The sequence below is a fragment of the Pullulanibacillus camelliae genome, from assembly GCF_014642655.1.
GTDB lineage: Bacteria > Bacillota > Bacilli > Bacillales > Sporolactobacillaceae > Pullulanibacillus > Pullulanibacillus camelliae.
The window spans coordinates 116,382-142,269 of the sequence record NZ_BMIR01000005.1 but is presented as its reverse complement, the minus strand read 5'-3'; the positions used below and the strand labels follow the sequence as shown (position 1 = coordinate 142,269).

Annotated in this window: 19 protein-coding genes; 3 read left to right on the top strand and 16 right to left on the bottom strand. The window is 41.8% G+C overall.

Annotation, left to right across the window (positions count from 1 at the left end; genetic code table 11):
* Positions 1–3 precede the first annotated feature (3 nt).
* Positions 4–855 carry a basic amino acid ABC transporter substrate-binding protein gene (locus tag IEW82_RS07280; protein ID WP_188691503.1) on the bottom strand — a complete coding sequence of 284 codons (852 nt, stop codon included), beginning with the start codon at positions 853–855 and terminating at the stop codon, positions 4–6.
* Positions 856–1,221: 366 nt separating this feature from the next.
* The gene (locus tag IEW82_RS07275; RefSeq protein ID WP_188691500.1) at positions 1,222–1,752 is read right to left on the bottom strand and encodes a YceI family protein; all 531 of its coding nucleotides are present in this window, start codon (positions 1,750–1,752) and stop codon (positions 1,222–1,224) included.
* Positions 1,753–2,149: 397 nt separating this feature from the next.
* Between IEW82_RS07275 and IEW82_RS07270 the strand changes: the two genes are divergently transcribed.
* The 3 genes from IEW82_RS07270 (at position 2,150) to IEW82_RS07260 (ending at position 6,771) form a co-directional block, all read left to right on the top strand.
* Positions 2,150–2,491: a winged helix-turn-helix transcriptional regulator gene (locus IEW82_RS07270; RefSeq protein ID WP_188691498.1), complete on the top strand. Its 342-nt coding sequence runs from the start codon at positions 2,150–2,152 to the stop codon at positions 2,489–2,491.
* Positions 2,492–2,702: 211 nt separating this feature from the next.
* A complete protein-coding gene (locus tag IEW82_RS07265) occupies positions 2,703–3,656 on the top strand; it encodes an L-lactate dehydrogenase (protein WP_188691495.1) in 954 nt (317 codons plus the stop codon).
* A 397-nt stretch (positions 3,657–4,053) separates the two neighbouring features.
* The gene (locus IEW82_RS07260; protein WP_188691492.1) at positions 4,054–6,771 is read left to right on the top strand and encodes a hybrid sensor histidine kinase/response regulator; all 2,718 of its coding nucleotides are present in this window, start codon (positions 4,054–4,056) and stop codon (positions 6,769–6,771) included.
* Positions 6,772–6,862: 91 nt separating this feature from the next.
* On the opposite strand, the gene IEW82_RS07255 is transcribed toward IEW82_RS07260, so the two are convergent.
* The 14 genes from IEW82_RS07255 to IEW82_RS07190 form a co-directional block, all read right to left on the bottom strand.
* Positions 6,863–7,519 carry a response regulator transcription factor gene (locus tag IEW82_RS07255; protein ID WP_188691489.1) on the bottom strand — a complete coding sequence of 219 codons (657 nt, stop codon included), beginning with the start codon at positions 7,517–7,519 and terminating at the stop codon, positions 6,863–6,865.
* A gap of 80 nt (positions 7,520–7,599) precedes the next feature.
* Positions 7,600–8,319 carry a Crp/Fnr family transcriptional regulator gene (locus IEW82_RS07250; RefSeq protein WP_188691486.1) on the bottom strand — a complete coding sequence of 240 codons (720 nt, stop codon included), beginning with the start codon at positions 8,317–8,319 and terminating at the stop codon, positions 7,600–7,602.
* Positions 8,320–9,479: 1,160 nt separating this feature from the next.
* On the bottom strand, positions 9,480–9,920 hold the full coding sequence (locus tag IEW82_RS07245; RefSeq protein ID WP_188691483.1) for a universal stress protein: 441 nt from the start codon (positions 9,918–9,920) through the stop codon (positions 9,480–9,482).
* 5 nt (positions 9,921–9,925) lie between these two features.
* A complete protein-coding gene (locus IEW82_RS07240) occupies positions 9,926–10,450 on the bottom strand; it encodes a DoxX family protein (protein ID WP_188691481.1) in 525 nt (174 codons plus the stop codon).
* A 711-nt stretch (positions 10,451–11,161) separates the two neighbouring features.
* Positions 11,162–12,154, bottom strand: coding sequence for a Gfo/Idh/MocA family protein (locus IEW82_RS07235; protein ID WP_188691478.1), 993 nt, complete (start codon positions 12,152–12,154; stop codon positions 11,162–11,164).
* 71 nt (positions 12,155–12,225) lie between these two features.
* Positions 12,226–13,614: a sulfatase family protein gene (locus tag IEW82_RS07230; RefSeq protein WP_188691475.1), complete on the bottom strand. Its 1,389-nt coding sequence runs from the start codon at positions 13,612–13,614 to the stop codon at positions 12,226–12,228.
* A 4-nt stretch (positions 13,615–13,618) separates the two neighbouring features.
* Positions 13,619–14,440, bottom strand: coding sequence for a sugar phosphate isomerase/epimerase family protein (locus tag IEW82_RS07225; protein ID WP_188691472.1), 822 nt, complete (start codon positions 14,438–14,440; stop codon positions 13,619–13,621).
* A complete protein-coding gene (locus tag IEW82_RS07220) occupies positions 14,437–15,465 on the bottom strand; it encodes a Gfo/Idh/MocA family protein (RefSeq protein WP_188691468.1) in 1,029 nt (342 codons plus the stop codon). Before IEW82_RS07220 ends, IEW82_RS07225 begins: the two co-directional genes overlap by 4 nt.
* Before the next feature lie 147 nt (positions 15,466–15,612).
* Positions 15,613–16,527 carry an AraC family transcriptional regulator gene (locus IEW82_RS07215; RefSeq protein ID WP_188691466.1) on the bottom strand — a complete coding sequence of 305 codons (915 nt, stop codon included), beginning with the start codon at positions 16,525–16,527 and terminating at the stop codon, positions 15,613–15,615.
* 55 nt (positions 16,528–16,582) lie between these two features.
* Complete coding sequence (locus tag IEW82_RS07210; protein WP_188691463.1) at positions 16,583–17,410, bottom strand: carbohydrate ABC transporter permease; 828 nt, start codon at positions 17,408–17,410, stop codon at positions 16,583–16,585.
* A gap of 15 nt (positions 17,411–17,425) precedes the next feature.
* Positions 17,426–18,373: a carbohydrate ABC transporter permease gene (locus tag IEW82_RS07205; RefSeq protein ID WP_188691460.1), complete on the bottom strand. Its 948-nt coding sequence runs from the start codon at positions 18,371–18,373 to the stop codon at positions 17,426–17,428.
* 119 nt (positions 18,374–18,492) lie between these two features.
* Positions 18,493–19,998 carry an ABC transporter substrate-binding protein gene (locus IEW82_RS07200; RefSeq protein ID WP_188691457.1) on the bottom strand — a complete coding sequence of 502 codons (1,506 nt, stop codon included), beginning with the start codon at positions 19,996–19,998 and terminating at the stop codon, positions 18,493–18,495.
* Positions 19,999–20,053: 55 nt separating this feature from the next.
* Positions 20,054–21,427 (bottom strand): sulfatase family protein, encoded by a 1,374-nt coding sequence (locus IEW82_RS07195; protein ID WP_188691454.1) that lies wholly within the window; start codon positions 21,425–21,427, stop codon positions 20,054–20,056.
* 1,156 nt (positions 21,428–22,583) lie between these two features.
* The gene (locus IEW82_RS07190) at positions 22,584–25,730 is read right to left on the bottom strand and encodes an efflux RND transporter permease subunit (RefSeq protein WP_188691451.1); all 3,147 of its coding nucleotides are present in this window, start codon (positions 25,728–25,730) and stop codon (positions 22,584–22,586) included.
* Positions 25,731–25,888 lie beyond the last annotated feature (158 nt).

Sequence of the window (25,888 nt, the reverse complement as noted above, 5' to 3'; positions counted from 1 at the left end):
AAGTTAATCTTCAACTGCCACATCCTCTGGCTTTTTCACTTCTTTCACGTAACCATTCATATCTCCACCGAGATATTTCGAAAATAGTTTTTTATAAGTTCCATCGTCTTTAAGCCCGGCTAATCCATCATTGATTTTATCGAGCAATTCATCAGATTTTTTCTTGCTCACGGCGATGCCATAATATTCACCGGTGAGTAAGCCACCAATGATTTTCACATTATCCTTCTTATTCGTAAAATCAATATTGACTGGATTATCAAAGACAACAGCCTCTGCACCGCCATTTTCTAAGGCTTGATAGGCATCATTGATATCTTTAAATTGCTTGATATCGCTGTCCTTGAAACCATGGTCCTTCAAATAGTCCACGGAAGAGGTTGCTTTTTTGGTTGCGACAAGATGCCCTTTAAGATCATTCACGCTCTTAAACTTGGAATCTTTTTTTACCAATACAGACAAGCCCGATTTGTAATAAGCATCAGAGAAATCCACATTCTTCATTCTTGATGTTTTGATGGTAATTCCTGCCACTGCGACATCAATTTGGCCAGATTGCAACGCTGGAATGATACCGTCAAATGACATGGTTTTTAATTGCACCTTATACCCTTCTTTTTTTGCAATATCTTTGATCATGTCAATATCAAACCCACTGACCTTGCCCGCAACTTCTGATTCAAATGGTGGAAAAGTGGTATCAGCACCAACAATAATTGTTTTGCTATCCTTACTTCCACTACTTCCACTTGATGATGTTGAACTACTCCCTTGATCCTTACTACTCCCACAAGCTGCCAGGATCATCCCAAAGGCAAGAACGACAACAAGAAGTAAAAGCCCCTTTTTCTTCAAAATCATTTCCCCCTTTATGTAGTCACTATCAGCGTTGCGCATTGACAAAATAAGTGAATCATAAATTCACTTATTATTTTCTCAATTCACAACATATTAATAATGTTAACATTTGTAAGATATTTTTCAAGTGAATAATCTTTTATATATAAAAAATTTTCATATAAAATAATTTATTCAACTCCTCTCTCAGTGCGCTTGATATAAATTTCAAATCCTTATTTAAGATTGTCCGCAAGCCTTAGGTGTGAAGATTACAGCTTGAACTTATAACGTTCCTCCAAAAAAGCACCCGTACAGATATAAATTCTTACAATACAAAAAAGCCGCCTCTTATAGAGACAGCTTATTTCTATTGCGATGAAATTATGCGGGTTTTGCTTCCATTTCCACGGAAAGCTTAATTTCATCACCAATCAGTACGCCACCTGTTTCAAGGGCAGCATTATATGTTAAACCAAAGTCACTTCGCTTAAACTTACCTTCTGCACTAAATCCAGCGACAGTATTTCCCCAAGGATCTTGACCTTGTCCTTCATAAGTGGCGGTAACGGTCACAGGCTTTGTAGTATCACGGATAGTTAGATCCCCCGTAAGTTCATATTCACCCTCGCCCGTTTTAACAATTTTGGTTGCTTTATATACCATCTTTGGATACTTTTCAATATCAAAGAAATCGGCACCTTTTAAGTGACCATCTCTGTCATTGTTGCGTGTATCGATACTCTCCATGTCAATGATGACTTCGATATCAGCTGTTGTTAGATCTTCTGGATCCGCCTCGATATTAGCCTCGAAGTTATGAAAAGTGCCTTTGACCTTTGATACCATCATATGCTTAACAGAAAAATCAATGCTAGAGTGTGAGCTATCCACAACCCATTTTGTTTTAGCCATGTGTCCATCCTCCATATTCATGTTTATATTTGATTTCATTACTTACCAATCGTTAACTGGTTACTTTTCGTAATTTAATATATAATGATAAATAAAGAATGTCAAGCATTTATTTAAAGGCTATTATTGACAGCCTGTCTCAACTTTTATGAGACTATACAGATTGTTGAGACACCAAGCGTTAAGTGAAGCATTATATTTAGCCCTATTATAATGTTTAGAAAACGCAGACGCAGGAACAGGGGATTTTGAGTCAAAAGTACTTGGGAACCCTTAAAGTGCCTTGGCTAAACGGTACATTCCTTCAAGAAACTTTGACTAACTTATCATTTAAGAAAGGACTTGTATGACATCTTAATCAAGGAATCATGGTATACTGATATTAGAGGTGATTATTATGAAGCAAACTGCCATCTGTCCTCGTTTTGAAAAAGGAATGAGTTTGCTAAGTAAACGATGGGTTGGATTACTTATCAATCAATTACTCATTGGTCCTCAACGTTTTTGTGAATTGGAATCCTCCATCCCAATTAGTGGGCGATTGCTTTCAGAGCGATTAAAAGACTTGGAAAAAGAGGGAATCGCAAGCCGTGTGGTCTATCCTGAGACCCCAGTTCGTGTGGAATACTCTCTGACGGAAAAAGGTCGTGCACTTCAGCCTGTCATCAATGCCATTCAAGAGTGGTCGAGTGCATGGGTCGAGCCCGATGAAACGACTGAAATGACAAATCAACAATAACGTTGTGAATAAATCATTAAGGCGAAGGATTTCTCCAAAAAAGGAGAGGATCCTTCGCTTTTTACTTTGTTTCATTGTGACTTATTTCACATCAATGCCTTGCAACTTGCGGTACACTCATGAAGAATACTCAAGGTACTGCTAGGCATGTTTTTCACTCGTAAAATTGGGGTACGCTGATAGCAATACCCAAGGGAAAGGAATGATATATATGCAAAGCCAAAAACAAAGCCGCATTGTCATTATTGGCACAGGGGCTGTTGGCTCAAGCTATGCCTTTGCTCTACTAAATCACCATTTAACAAACGAGCTTGTTCTCATCGATATGAACAAAGAAAAAGCTGCCGGTGACGCTCTGGATTTAAATCATGGCATTCCCTTTGCTTCTCCTATGAAAATCTGGGCTGGGGATTATGAAGATTGCCGCGATGCCGATCTCGTCGTCATTACAGCAGGCGCAAACCAAGCCCCCGGCGAGACACGATTAGATCTCATCGAGAAAAATCTCAACATTTTTAAAACAATCGTACACCAAATTATGAATAGTGGGTTTAATGGCATCATCCTGGTCGCCACGAATCCTGTTGACATTCTCTCATATGCCACATGGAAGCTCTCTGGCCTACCAAAAGAAAAAGTGATCGGATCAGGCACCATATTGGATACCTCTCGCTTCCGTTTTTTACTCAGTCAGTATTTCAATGTTGATCCAAGAAATATTCATGCCTGCATCATGGGGGAACACGGGGACAGTGAATTGCCTGTTTGGAGTCATGTCCATGTTGGCTCTCGTACACTAAAGGACCTTGTTGATGTAGAAGATCAAAATGTGCAAGAAGAGCTCAACGGTTTATTTGAACAGGTTAAAAATGCTGCCTATGAGATTATTCGTCTGAAAGGCGCTACTTATTACGCAATAGCACAAGGGCTGATCCGACTGACTCGGGCGATCTTGAATAACGAAAATTCCATTTTAACAGTTTCAACTTTAATGCAAGGACAATACGGTTTAGATGATCTATATATCGGTGCACCTGCCATCCTTAATCAAGAGGGCTTGCGTGAAGTCATTGAGTTGAACTTGTCATTAGAAGAGCATGTCAAATTAAAAAAATCCGGAGAGCAATTAAAAGAAGCACTCGCTCCCTTCAGACATCTTTTATAAATGGAGGCCTTTTAAAAAGAGGACCGCAGCTCCAATCCAAAGAACGATGTTATATTAGAAAAGCTAAGCTTCGACTTGTTTTCTTGTGAGAACCTTTTAAACGGATGAGGGGTAACAGCAAGTATCTGGGCAGACGATAGGCTTAGTTTTTCTTATATGAGAGAACATGTTATAGTTTCTTATAGAATAAAGAAACTAGGCTGTTCATCAAGCCTCGGCAGTGACGCCAAGGCCTGCTCTCACTTCGGACTCCGTTGCGCTTTTTTTACTTAGGAGGGCTATCCGAAGCAGTGCAGAGTGCGATAAGCCTTTTACAAAACAGTTATTCACCAATCTTTGTTTTATAAGTTCTAACAATAAAATCAGGATATCTTTTATTCTATGGAGAGATCAAAAAATGAAGGATCAGCCCAGAAGTAATCAAAATAAAATCGCCGAGCTCGTACTTAATAATGTTTTAGATGGCATTATCACCATCAATCAATCTGGTCTCATTGAATCCTTTAATCCTGCTGCTGAACGCCTCTTCGGTTATCAAATGGCAGAGGTGATGGGGAAAAATATTAGTATGCTTATGCCTCCCCCTTATCGTGCCGAGCATGATGACTATATACAAAACTATTTGAGATCTGGCGAAGCGAAAATCATAGGTATCGGTCGAGAGGTCTCGGGTAAGCGGAAGGATGGCTCGACGTTTCCGATGGATCTTGCCGTAACAGAATTCAAAGTCGACGGCATTCCACACTTTGTTGGTATTGTCCAAGATATCACGCAGCGTAAAGCTACAGAAGAAGCTTTACGTAAAGCCTTACGAGATGATTTTCGGCATACAGTGAAGAATCTAGAAAGCCTCGTTTTTAAATTTAAAACGGACAATAATGGACAATTTACATTCACGCTCTCTGAGGGGAGATTAGGTAGAAAACTGGACCTTACTACTGACACGATTCAAGGACGTACTTTGGATGATATCTTTCCTCAAAAGATTGCATATACCTTATTACCTTATTTTGAGCGGGCTTACGATGGAGAACATACTAATTTTGAAATGGACTACAAAGGGTATACACTTTATATTTCCCTATCTCCAATCTTTGAAAACGGTCATGTCTCAGAAGTGGTCGGATCCGGGACAGATATTACTAATTTGAAAAAAATTGAAAAGGAGCTCTCACTAGCTCGCGATCAAGCCCTCGAAGCCTCGGAGCTTAAATCAGAGTTTTTGGCTAACATGAGCCATGAAATCCGAACGCCCATGAACGGGATTATCGGTGTCACAGATCTCCTTCTCGATACAGAGCTCAATGCCGAACAAAAAGAATATGCCGAAATCATCCATAGCTCATCACAAGCCTTATTAACGATCATCAATGACATCTTAGATTTTTCGAAAATGGAAGCAGGGAAAATGAAAATCGAGCACATTGATTTTAATCTTTTTGAAATTGTTGAAGGGATTGCTGAAATCTTATTATCCAAAGCGCTCGCTAAAGGGTTATCTCTACTCACCTTTATTGACCCGGCCATCCCCTCACTCATGCAGGGTGATCCCGTGCGCTTGAGACAGATTCTATTAAATCTTGCTGATAACGCCATCAAATTCACATCATCAGGCAACGTCATCATTCGTGCCGCCCTAAAAGAAAAAACAAAACAAAAAATCATCGTTCATTTTAAGGTGATTGATAGTGGGATTGGCATTTCGGCTGAGGAAAAAGAACGCTTATTCCAACCCTTTGTTCAAGCTGACGGTTCAACCACTCGCAAATATGGAGGCACTGGATTAGGACTGGCTATTTCAAAACGCTTAGTGGAACTGATGGGCGGGGAGATCGGCTTGGAGAGCACCAAGGATAGAGGCACCACCTTCTGGTTCACGCTTCCTTTAAAATATAAAGAACAGTATGCGGCAACCGAGATCTCTAAAGTCATTGATAAAGTGGCTTCATTAAATATTCTTATCGTCAATGAATCTGAAGCAGAAGCTAATATCATTCAGCATTATCTTGATTCATGGCATATCGCTAACCAAACAGAGAATAACGGCATTGATGCCCTCTCTCATTTAAAACACGCTGCAGTCAGCAAAAAACCTTATGACTTTGCAATCGTTAATATCGATCAATCAAGCTTAGATAGCATCGCTTTTGCCACTATTGTACAAAAGGATCCACAACTGGCACAAACAAAATTGATTTTCCTCAGTCAACTGGATGACAAAGCGCTTAAAGAAAAGGCACTATCCAACGGCTATGCGGCTTCTGTCCAACAGCCAGTCAAGCAGTCACAGCTGTTAGACTGTATCATGACATTTATTGATCAGGATAAGGAAATCCCAGCGGAACGTTCCGATGAGAGCACAGCACTTGGTTTACAGGATGCTCCCAAACACCAAGTGGATATTCTGCTCGTTGAAGATAATCCAGTTAATCGTAAAGTGGCGCAATTCCAATGTAAAAAATTAGGATACGAAGTGGACACGGCACTTAATGGAAAGGAAGCCATCGATAAAATCAACCACCATGCCTATAACGTGATTTTGATGGATATTCAAATGCCAGAGATGGATGGATTGACCGCCACTCAACACATTCGGGGACTGGCCACACCCAAAAGGGATACGCCGATCATCGCTATGACAGCCAATGCCATGCCTTCAGATAAAGAGAAATATCTTGCTGTAGGCATGGACGATTATTTAAGCAAGCCTGTCAATCTTAAGGATTTAAAAAACGTCTTAAATAAATGGATTCAAAAAAAGGCAGAGCCCGATGAGGATTCAGATGAAACAGCCATTGATATTGACAAACTGCAAGCGACTTATGGAGAAGAGGTCAGTGAAATCAAAGCATTCTTAGATACCTTTATTGATACAACACCTGACTTTTTAGAAGTACTCGACCAAGCGATCAATGAGCAGAAGAGCAAACAGGCCAAAGAAACGGCACACGGTCTAAAAGGAGCAGGCGTCGTTATCGCCGCTGACCCCTTTGCCGCTATCAGTAAAGATATTGAAAAGCTTGTTCAAAATGGAGAGTGGACAGCTGCCAGAGCAGCTTATATCAAGCTCACCAAGGCCTTTGAAGCCATTAAAAACAGGGTCGAACACTTGTAGTAAGACCCTTTCTTTTACATTTTATTTTTTGTGGTTGGCATTCATAGTCTCTCCCAGAGATACACTACTCAGGGAATTCCCTGAGCTCCTTTTATTGCAATAGGCCTCTACTTAAGGCAAACTCAACCACTTCATGGCGCTTCGTCAGGCTGAGCTTCTCCATGATATTGCGTTTGTGTGTCTCTACAGTTTTGACGCTAATAAATAGTTGCTCAGCAATTTCTTTATTTGAAAAGCCTTTAGCAATCAGAATAAATATTTCCTTTTCACGTTCAGACAGCTGCCTGTAAGCTTCATGCTCCTCACCATTGGCTAAAGGATGGAGAAAGCCCTCGACGAGATGCTTTGCAGCGGTCGGATAGAGGTAGACTTGCCCTTCCGAAACGGCATATACGGCGGCAATCAGTTCAGAATCTAGTGCGCTTTTTAAAATATATCCGGAAGCACCTAATTTTAAGAGACGGAAAAGATACTCAGGTTCATCGTGCATCGTTAGAATTAATACATTCACGTTTGGCATAGCCTCTTTGATGGTCTGGGTGGCTTCAAGTCCACTCATCCCCGCCGGCATGCTAATGTCCATGATTACAATGTCTGGATTTTCTTGCAGGGTTTTTGTGATCGCTTCATTTCCATCACTTGCTTCAGCCACTACTTCAATATTTGCTTCTGCATTTAGAAGTCGTTTCACACCACTGCGCACAATGGCATGATCATCGGCAACGATGACACGGATGCGTCCACTCATTAGGAATCCTCTCCAATAACGGCAATTTCATTCTGTCTTATTATAACACCGCATGGGTAGAATTGCCTAACCCGATTTTATTACAGGCGACAGATGCTTAATGGACACCCTTCACAATGGCAAATCTTTTTTAAAGCCTCTAGATTAAGGATGGTCATCCGGCCATTGGCATAATGAAGAATCCCTTCTTTGTCTAGCTGAACTAACATACGATTAACAGTTTCACGCGTTGCCCCAATCATATTCGCCAACTCGTAATTTGTAAACTTTTTGCTTATAACGATGGTATTCCCACTGCGTATCCCATAAGTATGAGCAGCTCGAATAATTGTCGAAGCCAAGGCCCCATTTTTACCGTGGAATAAAATATCTCTAAGCTTTAGTTGAATGAACCGCTGCGACTGGCTCAACCATTGACTGAAATCCATCGCAAACACTCCATCCAGCGGAAGATGCTCCAAAATATCACTTTGTTTAATTCGTCCAATTCGACATGTAGCAAGGGTTTCAGCACTAAAGGCTGTAAGTGTCTCCTGATCATTGTTAAACTCTCCGAACAAATCGCCAGGATAAAAATATTGCAAAATGAACTCCTTGCCATCATCCGTCACCTTTGACAATTTCACTGTCCCTTCAATGACATAATACAAATACTCACACACATCACCTTCACAATATATCGCTGATTTTTTTGCATAACGTTTTTCATGCATCCATCCTTTTAGCAAATGGAGATGTTCAAATCCGCTCGTATTCGGTTCGAATGTGGTATTGCCTTTATATAGAAGTGCCTGTTCCATTTGTCATCATCCTTTTTTCCTCACGTTTTTCTAACTAACTCCATCATAGAAGTTAAGCCAAAGGATGACTATCGGGATTTTCCCTGATTTTATCGATAGACGCCATAGCATTTTTTCGTAATGAGACTAAGAAAAAAAGGGGCAAAACGCACGCCCATAGATGATAGATTCTTTACTAAAATATAAAAGCGATTAACAACACGTGCTTATTCAAGGTTCATCTAGAATATTTCTCAACACCGCTTAGCCATAGAAGGACTCTCCAAGATACCTATAGAAAGGTGCAAGCTAAACAGCCTCTTGCGAATCTAGTAATCAGCATTCGAATCATTCATGAAGCGTGCGCATCAAAGTACGAATTTCAATCCACGCACTCATGAAGAGTGCGACAGCAAAATCTAGTAAAAATATCCTAATAAAATTGCATTTTACTAAAAAACCGCTTTTGTTTTACCATTAAAATCCATTAAAGGAAATGAAAATAATAAAAACAGACGCATGNATCTTTATAAAATAAGTATAACATGATCTTCATTTACGACAATCTAGTAAAAGAGATGCCTTCCTTTTAGATAGTTTTTTTAAATGAATATTTTGTTCTTTTGTTTGAAATTTTGTTATTTTGAGGATGGCTTTTGTTAAAACGGGTATGCCTTTTGTCACGTTCACTCCTGGATTAGGAAATTTCCCCCTCAGATTTGTTCTCTATTTGGAAGCTTCGAGTTTTATTTGTGATTTTCAGTGAAGCTTTTGTTAAAACGGGCATCCCTTTTGTAGCGTTACTCCAGGCTTTTGCTAACTTAACCCAACCTTTTGTCACGCCCGCGCTTGGATTCGGAAGCTTTCATGCTTAATTGCTGTAGCCTGATGTTCGCACTTCCGCACTCATACACTAAGGGGCGGGCCAAGCCTTTAGGTGACGAAAGCTAAATCCCTAACCTATAAAGTATAAAGTCTTCCACAAAGTTATAAATTTTAACGAAGACAAAATGCAGAAATCCCCTTATTTTTATAAAGAGTTTCTGCATTTAATCTCCTAATACCATGAGATAACGTGTTCCATCAGGTCAATGATTTTGTCGACTTTTCATTCGTTCATGATAGAGGATAAGTTGCTTGGATAATAGCTCAAATCCCCAGTCTCTTTATCACCTTATTTGTTATTTTACAATCAATACTGGGCAGGGGGCATACTGTGCAACATAATGACTCACACTTCCCAGGAAGACCTCTTTAATACGATTCAATCCCCTATTTCCGATGATGATGAGGTCGGTAGCCTGTTCCTTAGCGAAGCCGACAATGGCCATCCCCGGATCCCCCTCTAGAAGCTCCGTCGCGACTTGAGAAGTGCTTTTTATCTCTTGTTTTGCATACTCTAATGCTTGCAGCAATTCCTTTTTCACTTCTTTATTCAGTGCTTCATAATCAATATAAATGCTTTCTGTATAGAATTTTGGTGTAAGCTCACTTTTGTTTACAGTAAGGATTGTTATAGCTACATCCTGTTTTAAGGCGGCAATCTGTTCTGCCTTTTCTAAAACCTTTTCTCCCATTAGCGATCCGTCATAGGCGACTAAAAGTTTCGTTTTCTGACTCATTCTCCTCATCCTTTCAATGCGTGATAATGTTTTTTATGATTTTTATCATTCAAGTGAAGGAATGTCCTCACTCTTTGTTTAAGTTTTAGCCATGGATCTAGTCCTATCGTGGCGGCATGGCTACCTGCGATAAGGACAAAGAGTACAAGCAATAGCATCTGTGGATTCGTGCTCGTCGTTCCAGAAAAGAGATAAGCAAAGTTCATCACAGCAGCCATCAGAGCTGAGAAGGTCGTTAACACCCCTAAAATAAGGCCAATACCGACAAGGCATTCTCCCCAAGGGACAAGCACGTTGAAAAAGCCGGCATGAGGAAGTACAACATTATCTAAAAAGCTCGCCCACCAGTGTTGAACAGAAGGATGATCACCAGTTGCTGCCTGAGTCGCCCCTTTTAAAAAACCTGTAGCATCAAAGCCCCCCGTGATTTTCTCCCATCCCGATGTCAGCCATTCCCATCCAAGATAGACTCTTACTATGAATAAAACGTAAGCGACAAACTTATTTTCTCTTACAAATGTGATGAACATGGCTCATCATCCTTCCTTAGTGGAAAAGTATTATTTCTTACATCCTCATCATAACGGCTTTCAATAAAAAAGATTGTGAGAAATTTCACAATTAATATGACAAACTTGTAAATAAGTAAGAACGCATCGTTTTGTATGAAGCAACAACATTTTCGTAATCATAGCCGTGCACAACATTTTTCATAAGAGATAATGAAATTGACTCACTTAATAAAGAGCACTTGCTCTAGGACGTCTTCAAAGACTCTTATTTTGATAAGAAAGCTAGGTTGCCAGTTCCTTAAAATGAGTGTGAGAGAAAACGAAAAGAAATCACCTATTACCGAACGATAAGTAGCCAGGGGAACGGGAGCGTAGTCAAAATACGGAGACTCCTCCGGGAACGGGGCGAGGGTGACTTCACGAATAAACTTCGAGTTGTTCCGAGGAAGCTGACAACGAAGCGATACGAGTAGACGCAGGAACAGCGGCTTCTTAGTCTAAGTCTCTCACATTTAAAGGTCCTTCGGCTAAAAACATCCCATCCATGTGGTAACACCAAAGCTAGCACCTCCTGTGCGCCTAAGGCGGTGCCTGTGGAAAACGAGTAGTTTGACGGAGCGCTTCATGACTCACTCAAAAATCCGAACGCATCCCTTCAAAATTGTGAATACGTTCGGATTTTCTATGAGCTGAATCCTTCTGTCCCAGCCCCTAAAAGAAAATAAATGATTAAAGGGCGATAACCGCACCGTTCTCTGTATGTGAACGAATGGCCGCTTCGATGACTTCCTGAGCTGCCAAGGCGTCACGTCCCGAGCCTTCAATGTCTTGCGGCTCTACCTGTTCATGCACTTGATGTATAAAATGAGCGAGACGGTGTTTAATCGTATCATTAAAGTGTCCCATGCCAGTTAATAGTGCATTTTGAAACATTTTGAGCTCACTGCTGCCATGAGGATACAGAACCGTCCTTTCATACACATTATCAATAATAAAGCGTCCTTTACTGCCAGCGACTTCGCAATATTCAATAGGATGCCTATTATCCATATCATAGCTCCCCATTAAATGACCGACAGCGCCACTGACAAATTCAAAATTAAGCGAAGCCGTCGACCATATTGAGCGACCAGGAGCTTTCGTCATAAATGCTTGCACTCTTTTGACCTCGCCGCAGAAATAACGCATGACATCAATAGAATGTGGGTGTAAGGCCCGCATATGAAGCCACGGACTAGATTCATTGGGATTGCCGATAGTCAATTTCATATTCATAAATAGCAACTGTCCTAAATCGCCTTTTTGTATCCATTCCTTCGCTTGATATGCTGAGGGGACAAACCGGTGATTAAGGTCACAAGCTAAACGTACCTGCTGTTGATCAGCATATGCCACCAATTGCCGTGCCTCTTCTATATTATTTGAAAGGGGCTTTTCTACTAATACATCCTTGCCAGCTTCCATGGCAAGCATCGCTGGTTCAAAGTGCTGGGAACCATTTTCAAATCCAGCAGTCGCTATACTTACAACATCAATCTCTTCACAAGCCAGCATCACCTCAAGTTGAGAATAAGCAGGAACGCCAAATTGTGCTCCCACGGCTTCTGCAAGTGATTGATCAAGATCACATACGGCCACAAGTGTCGCTTCAGTCATATGATTATAAGCCTGACAATGGATGCTTCCGATATGATTGACACCAACGACAGCAACTCTTACCAAATCCAGATCACCTGCTTTCACTTCTTTTTAGGGTGCCTTCTCACATAGATGAAAATGAGTTATTTTACACCTCATCTTTTTTGCTTGGCCTGCAGCTTTTCCGCATTTTTAATTGAACCAATATACAACGCCTCATAGGCTTGTTTAGAGGTTTGAAAAGGACCTGTGCCTAATCCATGCCAATTTAAATTTGTATACATGGGATTGGTACGCCCTGTTTCCCGCTCACGCTTTTCTATATGAGCCTCCATTTTCATGGTTAATTGTTCGACAATCTCAGGCCGTGCTTCCGCGAGATTGTTTTCTTCCTTAGGATCTGTTGCTAAATGATACAATTCAATCTCAGGCTTAAAATGAAAGTCAGGCTCTAGAGCACGGATCAGCTTCCAATCAGGTGTGCGCCAACCATGCTTGCGCATCCACGTGCATTCTGTAATATAAAATTCCTTCTCAATAGAAATAGAGGCCGCGGCGTGTACAAATGGGGTTAAGCTCCGCCCATCAAAGGATAGTTGATGCTCTATCTCAAGGATATCTAAAATCGTCGGCATGACATCTTTGATTTGCGAATAGCTCTTGACCCTTTTTCCTTCAGGGAGACGCCCTGGATAACGTAAAATCAACGGCACTACCAAATTACTTTCATATAATCCATGATGATCATACCAGCATTGATGCTCATTTAACGTTTCCCCGTGATCAGCAGTAACAATAATGAGCGTGTCTTCCGCAATCCCCAATGAGTCAACAGCAGTAAAAAGTGTTTGAATACAGGCATCCATATAGGCCACAGCCCCATCATATTGGGCATCGACATAGTCCGCATCTGTCACTCCTTTAGGAATCCACGAGCTTAAGAAATCAGCAAACGGTTTAAATTGATACATCTCTGTTAAAGAAGCATGCTCAGGGGCATATTCATCGCCGCCATAAAACATCCTTTCAAAAGGTTGTGGGGGTAAGTAAGGTGAATGAGGATCCATATGTCTCAAAAAGAGAAAGAAAGGTTGATCAGCTTTTGCTAATCGCTCCAGCTCTGGAAGAGCGACCTCATTCACATTGTTAGCTTTTGGTGCACGCCCCGTCTCATCCGGCTGCCAGGCTTCATAATCCAAATACTGCTGAAAGCCTCGGGCAGAAGGATTGCCTGAAAAACCAATGCATGTCGTACTATAGCCAGACTCCCCTAAAACTTCTGCCAGCGTCTGAACATGATCTCCAAGCGGTCCCTCATGTCGTAAGGACACCACATCAGTTCCAAAGCAATCCCTTCCCGTTAGCATGGAAGCATAGCCGGAAGTCGTAGGAATACTTGGGCTAAAATGATTTTCAAAGAGCACGCCACCTTCTGCAAACTTACTAATATGTGGTGTTGTTAACCGCTCGTACCCATACGCACTCATATGATCGCGGCGTAGACTATCAATTCCTAATAGAAGTACATTTGGCTGTTTCTTCATCCTATTAAATCCTTTCAACAGAAGAATTTTGTGATTCTAATACCTTAAAACAGGCATTGAGATACCCATAGCTTTCTGCAGCAATCATTGATACTTCTGCTAACGAATGGCCCTTGGCTCCAATCACTTCCAAACAAACCGGACCAGAATAATGGTCCTTGACCATCTGCTGACAATAAGCAAACAAGTTGATATCCCCACGTCCACATGCCTGATCCTGTATTGGTCCAGGTCCTTGAGAACGGCCTTTACAATCCCGAATATGAATATGCTTCACTCGATCCATCACCTGCGCCAAGGATTGGTCAGGGACTTCATCACTTCTGTAAATATGGCTGGGATCCATATCAATACCAAAAGCGGGTGAACTGATGGCTTCCATGGCACGTAGGGTCGTAGGGGTATCATGGATCGCATTGCCAAAATGCGCCTTAACGCATAGTGTGACACCATACCGCTCTGCTTTTTTGGCAAGATGATCTAATGTTTCAATGGAGGTGCTCAGATCTTCTTCTACCCCTGCTTTTCCACCTGGACCAACATTGACAACAGGGATGCCTAATGTGGCAGCTGCCTCAAAGGCTTTGGTCAAGCGATCCTCGTCAAGCGAAGCCACCTCCATCGCCAATAACTCTAAACCATTTTCTGTTACACACGATTGAATGTCCTTCACTTGTTCACGCCAACGCTCTAAGACCAAATGCTCACACATACCTTTGATCGCAGCAATTTCAATCCCACTATAACCGCTTAATGCAATATGCCGTGCAGCTGTCGGAAAGTCAAAGTCCTTAAATAAAACGGAATTCACACCGAGCTTAATCATGATGGCTGCACCTCCTGTGAACTTTTAAGCGCTTGATCCTCAATCGAGACAATTGTCCCGGTTTCCCAAGAGCGAATCGCTGCTTCAATAATCGTCTGTGCTTTTAATGCATCACGCCCTGAGCCATCGACCTCATCATAGCTGACGGTATCAGAGAGCTGATCAACAAAAGCACTGATACGACTTTTAAAGGTTTCATTAAATGAACGCATACCGCCTAAATAAGCATAGGTTTCCGTTTCAATGGAATGGCGGGGATAAAACGTCAGTTGCTCGCAAGCATCCTCAATAACAAAACGCCCCTTTGAGCCTACGACTTCGCAACGCTCCAATCCATAACTCGCCCCTGCATCATAACTGCCAACAAGGTTCCCAATGACACCGTTTTCAAATTCAAGTAGGACTTGAGTGTTGGACCAAATGGATCGCTCTTCCCCCTTCAGCATAAACGCGGCGACACGCTTAACATCCCCACAGAAGTAGCGCATCACATCCAGAGAATGAGGGTGAAGGGCGCGTAAGTGAAACCATGGAGAGGATTCCACTGGATTATTAATCCACATGCGCATATTGATCATATGAAGCTGGCCTAACCGGCCTGTTTGCACCCATTCCTTTGCTCGAACAGCAGCAGGAGTGAAGCGATGATTTAAGTTAATGGCATAGGGAACCTTTAGCTTTTCCGCAAGGGCCACCATCTTTCTTCCTTCCTCCAACTGATTTGAAATCGGCTTCTCACCTAAGACTGGAATGCCAGCTTTCAATAACTGCACTGTCGGTGCATAATGCTCACTGCCATTTTCCTCCCCCTTTGTACAAACACTAACAAGATCAAGGGCAATGCCACTTTGAAGCATCTCTTCCACACTATAAAAGGCACGACCACCAAACTGTTTGGCCGCTTCATCAGCCTTTTCCACAATGCTATCGCACACGGCAACAATCTCTGTCTTTGGATTATCTTTATAAACAGAAGCATGAATACTGCCAATATGACCTACACCAACGACTGCAACCTTTAACATAACTTGAACACACACCTTTCTCCATTAAATAAAGTGGGAATAACAAAACGATCAGAATCTAGTTCTATTTTATTTTATTTTAAAGCCTCAAGCCTTTCATTGCTGATCACGCCTTTTATCGTGTGGATTAAGCCAATCTTTCTTATTTTAAAGACTGGTCATCCCATGAATCCTTCCGCGATATTTTCCAGGTGATATCCCCACATTGCGGCGAAACAACCGAGAGAAAAAGGCTGGATCCTCATAGCCAACCTTAAAAGCAATCGCAATCACTTTTTCATTAGTATTTTCCAAAAAATACTTAGCACGCTCGATGCGAATTTTATGAACCATCTCGATCACCGTTAAGCCTGTTTCTTGTTTAAACAAGCGATTCAAGTGACGCGAGCTAATATTAAAGAGCTCACAGAGAGCAGGAATGGCAATCTTTTCATCATAATGACGTTCCAAGTAGCCACAAATCCGCAAAACGAGTAAATGCTGTTCACTATACCCAAAGCTTCCACAACCTTCTAAGCGCCTTTGTTTTTCCTCGCGATAAACCCGAGACAAAAGAAGCAGTAATTCAATCATTTTTAAGCGGATCAAGGTGGAAGCATCCTGATGAAGACTCTCAAACTCTCTCAGCATCGTCTCGAGTATTGACTGTACATGTAAGGCATCATGATGAACCAGATTCAAATGATGATGAAATCGATCATCCGTATCAAGAAAGGGTTGAATATAAAAGAAATCAATGGATTGTGAGACACCTAGCTCTTTAAGTAGTGAAGGGGCAATTAAGTTAGGTAAAAACAAACAATTAATGATCTCAATGGAACGACCAGGTGGGATTCGGAAGGTATGATCCTCCCCTGGATTAATAATGAAAACATCCTTTGCTTTTAGCTTATAATGCTTTCCAGTAAAAACATGTTCCGCCTCACCAGCAACAACGTAGACCAATTCAACAAATTCATGCGTGTGTACAGGAGGATAATTTTGACTGTCATGAATATAGCGATTAATGCAGAAAGGAAAGGTCTTTTCCTTCATATACGTTTCACTACTAAAAACAATCATGTTTTAAGCTCCTTTCAACCAATGCATACGCCTCTTTCTTGCTTAACTCAGTATTTTACATTTTTACTGCTCCTGATGTAAGGCCTTTCATAAATAAACGCATGGTAAAAATAAAGAGCAAAAGTAAAGGTAATGAAGCAATGGTGTATCCCGCAAACATCGGCCCATATAACGTTTGGGAAACAAATTGACTCTTGAACTGAATTAAGCCAACAGTAATTGGAAATTTACTAGAATCACTGATTAAAACAAGCGGCATCATATATTCATTCCAAATCGTAAGCAGGTTCCAAATCGCCATCGTGCCGACAATCGGCTTAGCAAGTGGGAGAACAATCTGCAAAAAGACACGCATTTCACCGCAGCCATCGATACGCGCCGCCTCAAAGAGCTCTTCTGGTAGGGAGGCAAAGGATTGCCGAAAAACAAAAATAGTAAACGCCTGACCAGCGGCAGCAAAGGCCAGGATCAGCCCTGCATAAGAATTCAAAAGTCCAAAGCCTTTGATTAATAAAAACAAAGGAATAAGGGTTAACAAACCAGGAATCATCAGCAAGGCAACCACTGACATGTAAAGAAAATTCTTGCCCAAAAAGCGAAGGCGGGCAAACGAATAGCCAGCAAGCGCAGACGAGCAAATAATGAGCAGGACACTAACCACTCCGACAAACACGGAGTTAAAAATATACCCGCCAATCGACTCCCACGCTAATCTGTAATTTTCAAAATGAAGTGGAAAAGTGATGCCAAAAAAATGACTGTAAAATTGTCCATTCGTCTTAAATGAAGTGATAATCATATAGATGAATGGATATAGAGCTATAAATGCAAGAATGACTAAAAAGCAATGACTCCAAAAGTCCTTGCGCAAATGCTGTATCAAGCTCCTCTCTCCCTTCTAAGCCTCATATTCCGTACTTGGGTTAATATACTTCATCTGAATCCATGTCAGGATTAATACAATGACAAAAATGATCATCGAAACCGCCATACCGAGGCCAAATTGACCATTTTGGAAGGCAAGAAAGTACATATATAATCCAGGAACATAAGTGGAATAACCAGGTCCTCCGTTTGTCATGACCAAGGGCAAGGTCACATTTTGCAAAAGCTGAATGACCGTTAATATCAGAATGAGCTTTACCTGCCCCATCACTAATGGCATTTCAATGTGTAAAAAGCGCTTGATTCGTGTAATGCCATCCAATTTCGCCGATTCATAAATGCTCTCTGAGATATTCTGCAATCCTGCAAAAAAGATGAGAAGATTAAAAGGAATAACAAAAGGGAAACCGACAAACATGAGTGCATACAAAGCAAGCTTAGGATCACCGAGCCAATTTTTTATGAAGCCATCCATGCCAACAGCATGCAACAAAGCATTTAACACACCGACATTTGGATCATAGATAAAGCTCCAAATCATAAACATAACAATCCCAGGCACAACGACAGGAATGACGAACAACACACGATAGATATACTGCATCCTTTTGCTATTCAAATGGTAGATGACGACAGCAACAATAAGAGGAACAAGGAGTTCAATAACGACCTTTATAACAGCCCAGATACCAACATTTTTTAATGAAAGCCAAAAGATCTTGTCATGAAACAATGCACTATAATTTGTAAGACCTGTAAATTGCGGCTGATTAAAGCCATCCCAATTCGTAAAAGAAAAGCCAATGGCAATCATCGCTGGATAATACATGAACAGAATCAATAGAATGAAAGAAGGGATCAGCATGCCATAGCCTGATTTCCAATTGTAACGAAAGTGCTTTTTAAGGCGCGAGTGTTTTATTACCCGAGCGATTTTCACATCCTCTACCGTCTTTGCCATTTCTTCACCCCTTTTTTAGCTCGCCCATAGCCAAGGCATGTATTTGGATAGCTTCCTGCTTCCTTTGGAGGGAAAGGTGCAGGGCTTCCTTAGACACAGTGGAAACGCCCGCTCATTTGTTATTTATCTAGGTACTCGGAAAGATCCCAATGGTTGTCTTTAATCATTTGATCCGCCGTTTTGTTCATCTCAGTCTTTGCCGTTTTTCCAAATTGCGCGAGGGAAATATCGCCTAAAATATAATTCTGAAACGCTCTATAAATAGCATCCTGCTCTTTCTGTTCGAGATTAATGCCACCAAAAATGCTCTTTAATGGCTGATTAATCAAATCGGATAAATTGCTTAGCGGTGCTGTTGGCTTTGCTCCAGCAATGGTAGGCACATCGCGTCCAAGCTCATTAACAATCGCCTCATCATGCTTTGGTGTGGTGATAAACATCAACCAATCCACAATGGCCTTTTCCTTTGCTGGCGTAAGAGAATTGTTGGCCTTTTGTGAGGGGACTGCATACTGAAAGCCTGCACTGGGACCACCAATAGAAGCTGAGGAGTCGAAATCAGTCGCAAATTCAGATGTTGCTTTATCCGGATAAGGATTTTTAAAAGATCCCCATTCAAAACTGGGCTTCGCCGACTTGATTTGTTCTGCAGCCCACGAGCCATCAAAATACATGCCAACATTCCCCTTAAGAAAGGCAAGCATTGTTCCCTGTCCATTGGAATCACTGCCAGTAAAATCCTTCTGCCAATAGGATGAAAAATCCTTAATAATCGGCCACAACGCCATCCACTTCTTATTCTCTGGACCAAAGATCCCTTTTTTAATTGCGATCACTTGATCCTTATTGGTCATCGTTTCACTGCCAGAAAACATGAGGTTATCATATTCATCTGAATAAAAATTAGTATAAAACAATCGCGCCAACCACGTGATTCGATCCATCCCCGTCGGGCTAGAAGCTAAGTCCCAAGCAAAAGGCGTATAGCCCGCCGCCTTCAGTTTTTTGCAGGCATCAATGAATGCCGACCACGTTTCAGGAAAGGATGTGATTCCGGCCTTCTTAAAGGCCTCTTTATTATAAAAGGTGGCTGTCCCTACATAGTCGCCATTAATGACATAAGTGCTGCCATTCGGCGCTTTGGTTTCCGACATGATTTGACTGTTTAACAATTGATTCCAGGGCGTGTTATCTGCATACGGGTTCTTGGCTTTTAGGTAGGGAGATAAGTCGATCAGCGTCCCTTTTGCTAAGGCCGAATTGGCGTCATACCACTGCGACCAAATGATATCAGGAAGCTGTCCACCGGCAGCTTTTGTTCTCACCCATGTCATGTAATCTTGATCAGCAGGAAGGCCTTTGATAAATTCGATTTTTACCCCTGTTTTCTTTTCGTATTCATCCGCTAGTGTTTGCATCACTGTCGCTTTCTTATCATTTTGCAGAACAATTTTGTTAGGGCTATAATCCCCTGCATACATGGTAATCGTCCCTTTAAATGGTTTTCCTGAATCCTTTCCGCTCCCTTGCTTAGAAGAAGTGCCAGGCACCACCGCACAGGCAGATAACACACTTAAAGCAAGCGCTAGCATGAATCCTATCCGTCCTAGCTTTTTGAATCCCACCGTCATCACCTCTACTTAATTTATGAAAGGGCTTACACAAAGAGATATTTTTCACTTAATGGTTATCTATCCTTGCAGGATCAGGATTGTGACACCAGCTTTCCCACGACAAGCCGTATTCATCCAATATTTTTTCAATGCGCCTTTTAAAGGGAAGGCCTTCCGCTCTAAGCACTGTTATCATCGGGTCCTCACGCTCATCACCTAGCTTTGACCTAACCCAACGCTCCAAGGTTTCTTCAAGGCGTGCTTTTATTTCAGGAAAATTCTGTGCGACATTATGTTTTTCCTGTGGATCACGGATAAGATCATACAACTCATACTTCGGTCGGACAAAAGGGCCCGGATCATACATCTTGATTAATTTGAATTGCTGTGACCGAATGGCACGACTGGCTTGCCACGCACATTCACTGAGAAAGATGGTCGAACGAAGGTGCGTTTGTTTTCCTGTTATTAGCGGCCACAGGCTTTCTCCATCGAGCCCTATTGGGGACGCCATTCCTATTGCCTCTAGGAGTGTTGGCATCAGATCAGTGTGTTGAACCATTGCTCTTATACGCCTACCTTCTGGAAGCTGTTGAGGCCAGCGCATAATCATGGGTACATGGACTGTCGACTCATAAAGCCCACAATGATCCCAAAAGATATCATGCTCGGTCAAGCTTTCTCCATGATCTCCAAATAAAATGAGCCAGGTCTCTTCTAAAATACCTAATGCATCAAGAACATCATCTAACTCTTTTAACAAGTCATCTAGATATCTAATTTCAGCATCATAGAGGGCATTGAAATAGTCTGCATCTGTAACACCTTTAAGCAGGTCATAATGATGGTACTTAAAAAAAGGATAGGCTCTGTGGTGAAAGGCTCGGTTCATACTTGGATTAGCGGGATCCCGGGGATTTTTTTCTGCTGAATAAAAGTCCGAAATATATTCCTTAGGTGGCAAATACGGGGTATGCGGATCCCAATAATGTAAAAATAAGAAAAAGTCTTCATCCTTATGGGCTTTAAGCCACGGTTTGGCATAAGCATTAATCGTTCGGCCGTCGATCCATCGCTTCTCTCCCTTCGTATTAATATAGTAGCGATACCCTCTGGCAAACCACTCCTTTAGATGATATAAATTATCAACCGCTGCTGTTGTCCATCCTGATCTTCTTAAGATATCTGGAAGCCACTCGACAGATTTAGGTAAATACGTTTGCGTTGATCCGTGCGACACCACACCTGTGGACAAACCTACCTTTCCAGTAAACAAACTCGTATGGGCCACTTCAGTCGGAATATCGGAGGCGAAGGCTTTTTCAAACAACACTCCCTGTGAAGCGATCGCATCAATATGCGGACTTGTTGCTTTAGAATAGCCATAGCATCCCAAGTGATCTGCTCTTAGAGTATCCAGCGAAATAAATATACACTTCAACTACCTCATCCTTTAGTTTCGGCGTCTTACTTATAAGTTTAAATATTTTAAAAATTTTAATCGTAGTCATTTCAGACAAACGCATGGCGGATTCTGCCCTGTCAGATGTCAGCTAGACGTGCCACTCATATTAACGACTTTGATCAGCTTTTCCCATTTTGAAACCTTGTTGTCAGGCTGACTGAAGGATTATCCACTCTATTTATTCATATGACATCCTCATTTGTTGAGCCCTCTGATTCGGAAGCTTACACCGCCGTTAGTTTCACTTACTGTTTGAGTCCGAATGCTATGCTTTTTTCTGTGAAGAAAAAGTCAGAGTAATACTTCCAATAATGTTTGTCTGTTTCCAAAGAAGTCCAAGGCATACCTAATAATTTAAACACGAAAAAGGGGATTTGAATCAGATGGAAGATAAAAAGTTAGAAAAATTGGCTTATCGCCAAGCTTTAATGTCGAAAGTCAAAGCCCGCCTTATACTCTCTTCCTTTATGAGCGTCAGCGAAGTTATACATTCTGATAGTATAAGAAAAACCGGGCGAAGAGCTTGCCCGGTCCTTGTCCTTAGTATAGAGCATCATCCAATATGAAATAGACTTCATTGCCTGATTAAGCGGATTGGAGCGCGAGGCGCGAGACTCCAGCGGAAAGTGGGTGATCAAAAGGGCTGGGCAGATGTCTTCAGCTCATAGAGAATCCGAACGCACCCACAATTTTGAAGGGATGCGTTCGGATTTTTGAGTGAGTCATGAAGCGCTCCGTCAAACTACTCGCTTGCCACAGGCACCGCCTTAGGCGCGCAAGGAGGCGCTAGCTTCGGGTTTCAACGCACCACCGGGATCCCCGAAGAGTGCTTTTTACGTTTTGGAGTGGTATGGATGTGCTAGCTTAGGCGTTATCACATGGATGTGATGTTTTTAGCCGAAGGGCCTTGAAAATGTAAGAGGCTTGACTAAGAAGCCCCTGTTCCTTCGTCTGTTAGGCTTGCTTTGTCGTCAACATCCTCGGAACAACGCGTCGTTTATTCGTGAAGTAACATTTGCCCCGTTCCTGTAGGCGTCTCCGTATTTTGACTCCGCTTCCCGTTTCCCTGACTACTTATCGTTCGTTACGAGGGTGATTTCTTTTCGTTTTATCTCACCCTTTGATAGGTTCTTTATTTTACTTCATGCTCTCGTTTCCATTTACGGATTCTGCGCCAAGCAAAGAGCTCATAAACAATTGGTACTACAACAAGAGTTAAGAGCGTTGAGCTTGCTAAGCCCCCAATGACAGTAATCCCCAGACCTTTGGAGATCAGTGCGCCGCCCTCCAATCCAAATGCCAATGGCAATAAGGCGCAGATCGTAGCTATCGCCGTCATTAATATCGGCCGCAAACGCGTTACACCCGCTTCTAACAACGCCTCACGCGTGGATATGCCCTCTTTCTCTTTATGAATAACACGGTCAATCAACACGATAGCATTTGTAATGACAATCCCTATCAGCATTAATGCACCAATCATTACTGAGACACTGATGGTCTCTCCAGAAATGAAGAGGGCCAAGAAAGCGCCTATAAGCACAAATGGGAGTGAAAGTAAAATGACAAATGGTGTACCCGCACTACCAAAGGTAATCACCAAAATCAAATATACAATCGCAATGGCCGCCAGCATCGCTAAGCCGAGCTGCGTAAAGGTCGTATTAATGTCTTCAGACACCCCACCCATAGATACACTTACACCTGAAGGCAGATCAATTTTATCAACCTTCTTTTTAACATCAGCAGTGACCTTACTGACATCCTTACTCGTAATGTCTCCAGATACGCTCGCATAAATCTGACCATTCCGACGCGTGATCGTATCAGAGGTTTGCCCTTTATCCCGATCCGTAATATCTGATAATGCAACAGAATTACCTGATGGCGTCTTAATCTTTGTCTTAGCGAGGTCATCAATCGTTTGATAGTTAGACTCATCACTCGCTAGATAGACATTGATATCCTCATTGCCCTTTTTAACCGTCGTAATCGCATCGCGTTGACTGTTTTGTGTAAATGCTGCTGCGACTTGCGCCGTTGTTAATCCAAGCGCACTTAATTTATCTTGATCCACACCAAATGTGTACTCCACATAATTTTTAGACAAACTGGAATCGACATTTTTAAGGTGGCTATTCGCCTTCATGACCCCTTGAATTTTTTCAATGGTCGGCTTGATTTCATCTATGTTATCTCCGTAGACATACATTGTGACCTGGTTACTTGAGCCACTTGAAGAGATATCAACCGTTCCCCAGTCGCCTTTACTTACAGACTTTTTCAAATGCTTCAATACAGTGTCTTGTTCTTTATCAAAATGTGGTGTGTCATCATCATATTGAATATAGAATAACGCTTGATTCTCATTCTGGCTTAATGGATTGCCGCCACCTATGGAGTATTGGATCACTTTGACATGCTTGCGACTATCAAAATAGGATTCCGCTTGCGTACCCACCTTCTCGACATCAGCCTGAGTCTGGCCAGGATCTGGGTTATACGTGATCGCCATCATTTTCTGTTCATCTGACGGGATAAAGCTTACCCCAATAAATGGCACAAGGGTGAATGAGCCAACAAGTAAAAGCACTGCGATGATTGATGTGATCCACTTATGATTCAATGTCCAATTTAAAAAGCCTCTATATCCCAATGCAAACCTGCTCGGTCGCGCGTCATCACGCTTTGCCTTCTCCTTCAGTCCATTCTTAAACAAACTGTGCGCGAGCATCGGTACAATGGTGATCGCGACAAGAAGAGACGCCAATAAAGCAAAGACAATAGTTAAGGCAAAGGGTAAGAAGAGCTGTCCGATCATCCCTGTAACAAAGCCTAAAGGTAAAAAGACCGCGATGGTAACAATCGTAGAACTCATAATCGGAATAAACATTTCCCGCGTTGCCGCAATGATTAACTCTTTTCCTTTTAATTTTTCCCCCGTTAAGGATAAGCGCCTGTATATATTTTCAATAACGACAATAGAATCATCAACGACACGCCCAATAGCCACTGTCATGGCACCAAGTGTCATAATATTTAAGGTAATATCCATCTGTTTTAAAATGATCATCGCAATGAGCAATGAAAGTGGAATGGATACAACCGATATGATCGTTGATTTGATATTTCTTAAGAACAACAGGATAATCAGCATGGCAAAAATGGCACCAAGCACCGCTTTTTCAATCATGGCATTGACTGAATCTTTAATCGGTTGAGCCTGATCTAAAGTGTTGATCACCTTTAAGTTAGGAAAATCCTTTTTTACTTTCTCCATTTGATCATTGATGCCATTTGCCACATCAACTGTATTAGCATCAGATGCCTTTACAATTTGAACGGCAATTGATGGTTTGCCGTTTGTACGGCTTATTGAGTCTGCCTTGCCCACCATTTTAACATCAGCTAGCTCGGACAATTTTACCGTCGGCAGCTGTATCGTTGACTGTTGGCTGGATGGTGGTACTGCTTGTCCAGCTGCTGCTCCCTGTGTGCCTGCTTGCTGACCAGCCCCTTGTTGGCCGGCCATTGCTTGAACAGGTATTTCAAGGTTCTTCAAATCCTTAAGCGTTGTCGCCTGTCCATTAATGACCACGGATTGCTGTGTGTCACCAAAAGTGTATAGGCCTAAAGGCACCGATGCATTATCCGATTTGATAGTGTTAATGACCGTCTCTTCGTCTAACCCGTACTTATCCAAAGCCTTTTTATCGAAGGAAAGATCAATCTCCTTGACCTCTTTGCCGGATACATCAACGGATGAAACACCCTCGACGCCTTCAAGCTTAGGAACGATTTGCTTATCAACCGTTTGTGTGAGCTTCTCTAATGACTGGTGATCGGACTGAGACACACTAAAAGTTAAAATTGGGAAAGCATCTAAGGAAAGCCGATTAATAGTCGGTGTCTCCACATTATCAGGGTAATCGATTTTGCTTACCGCATCCTTAAGCTTGTCCTCCGCCTGATCGAGATCTGTACTGAATTCATATTCTACCTGGATGGATGATGTATTCTTATAAGAGTTGGAAGTGACGGTTTTCACTCCCGGCTGATTCTGAATCGCTTGTTCTATTGGTTTAGTTACTTTATCCGCGACTTCTTCTGGCGTTGCTCCAGGATCTACCGCCGATATCGTCATCACCGGAGGCGTAATGCTGGGAAGAGTCTCCATTTTCATATTTACACTTGAATACAAACCTGCTACTATGACAATAATGGTCATGAGCCATAGGGCAAATTTATTGTTGAGCGAGAATTGAATAATACGTCTCATCAACTTCCACCTTTCTAATAGATAAACAAACGGAGCACTGACCAACTGGTCATAATGCTAGTCTAGATGACTGGATAGTCAGTGTCAAGGCGTTTTCACACTGTCACCTTTTAGTTATTGGACAATCTAATTTTAATTATACTGGACTTTAACTTTTA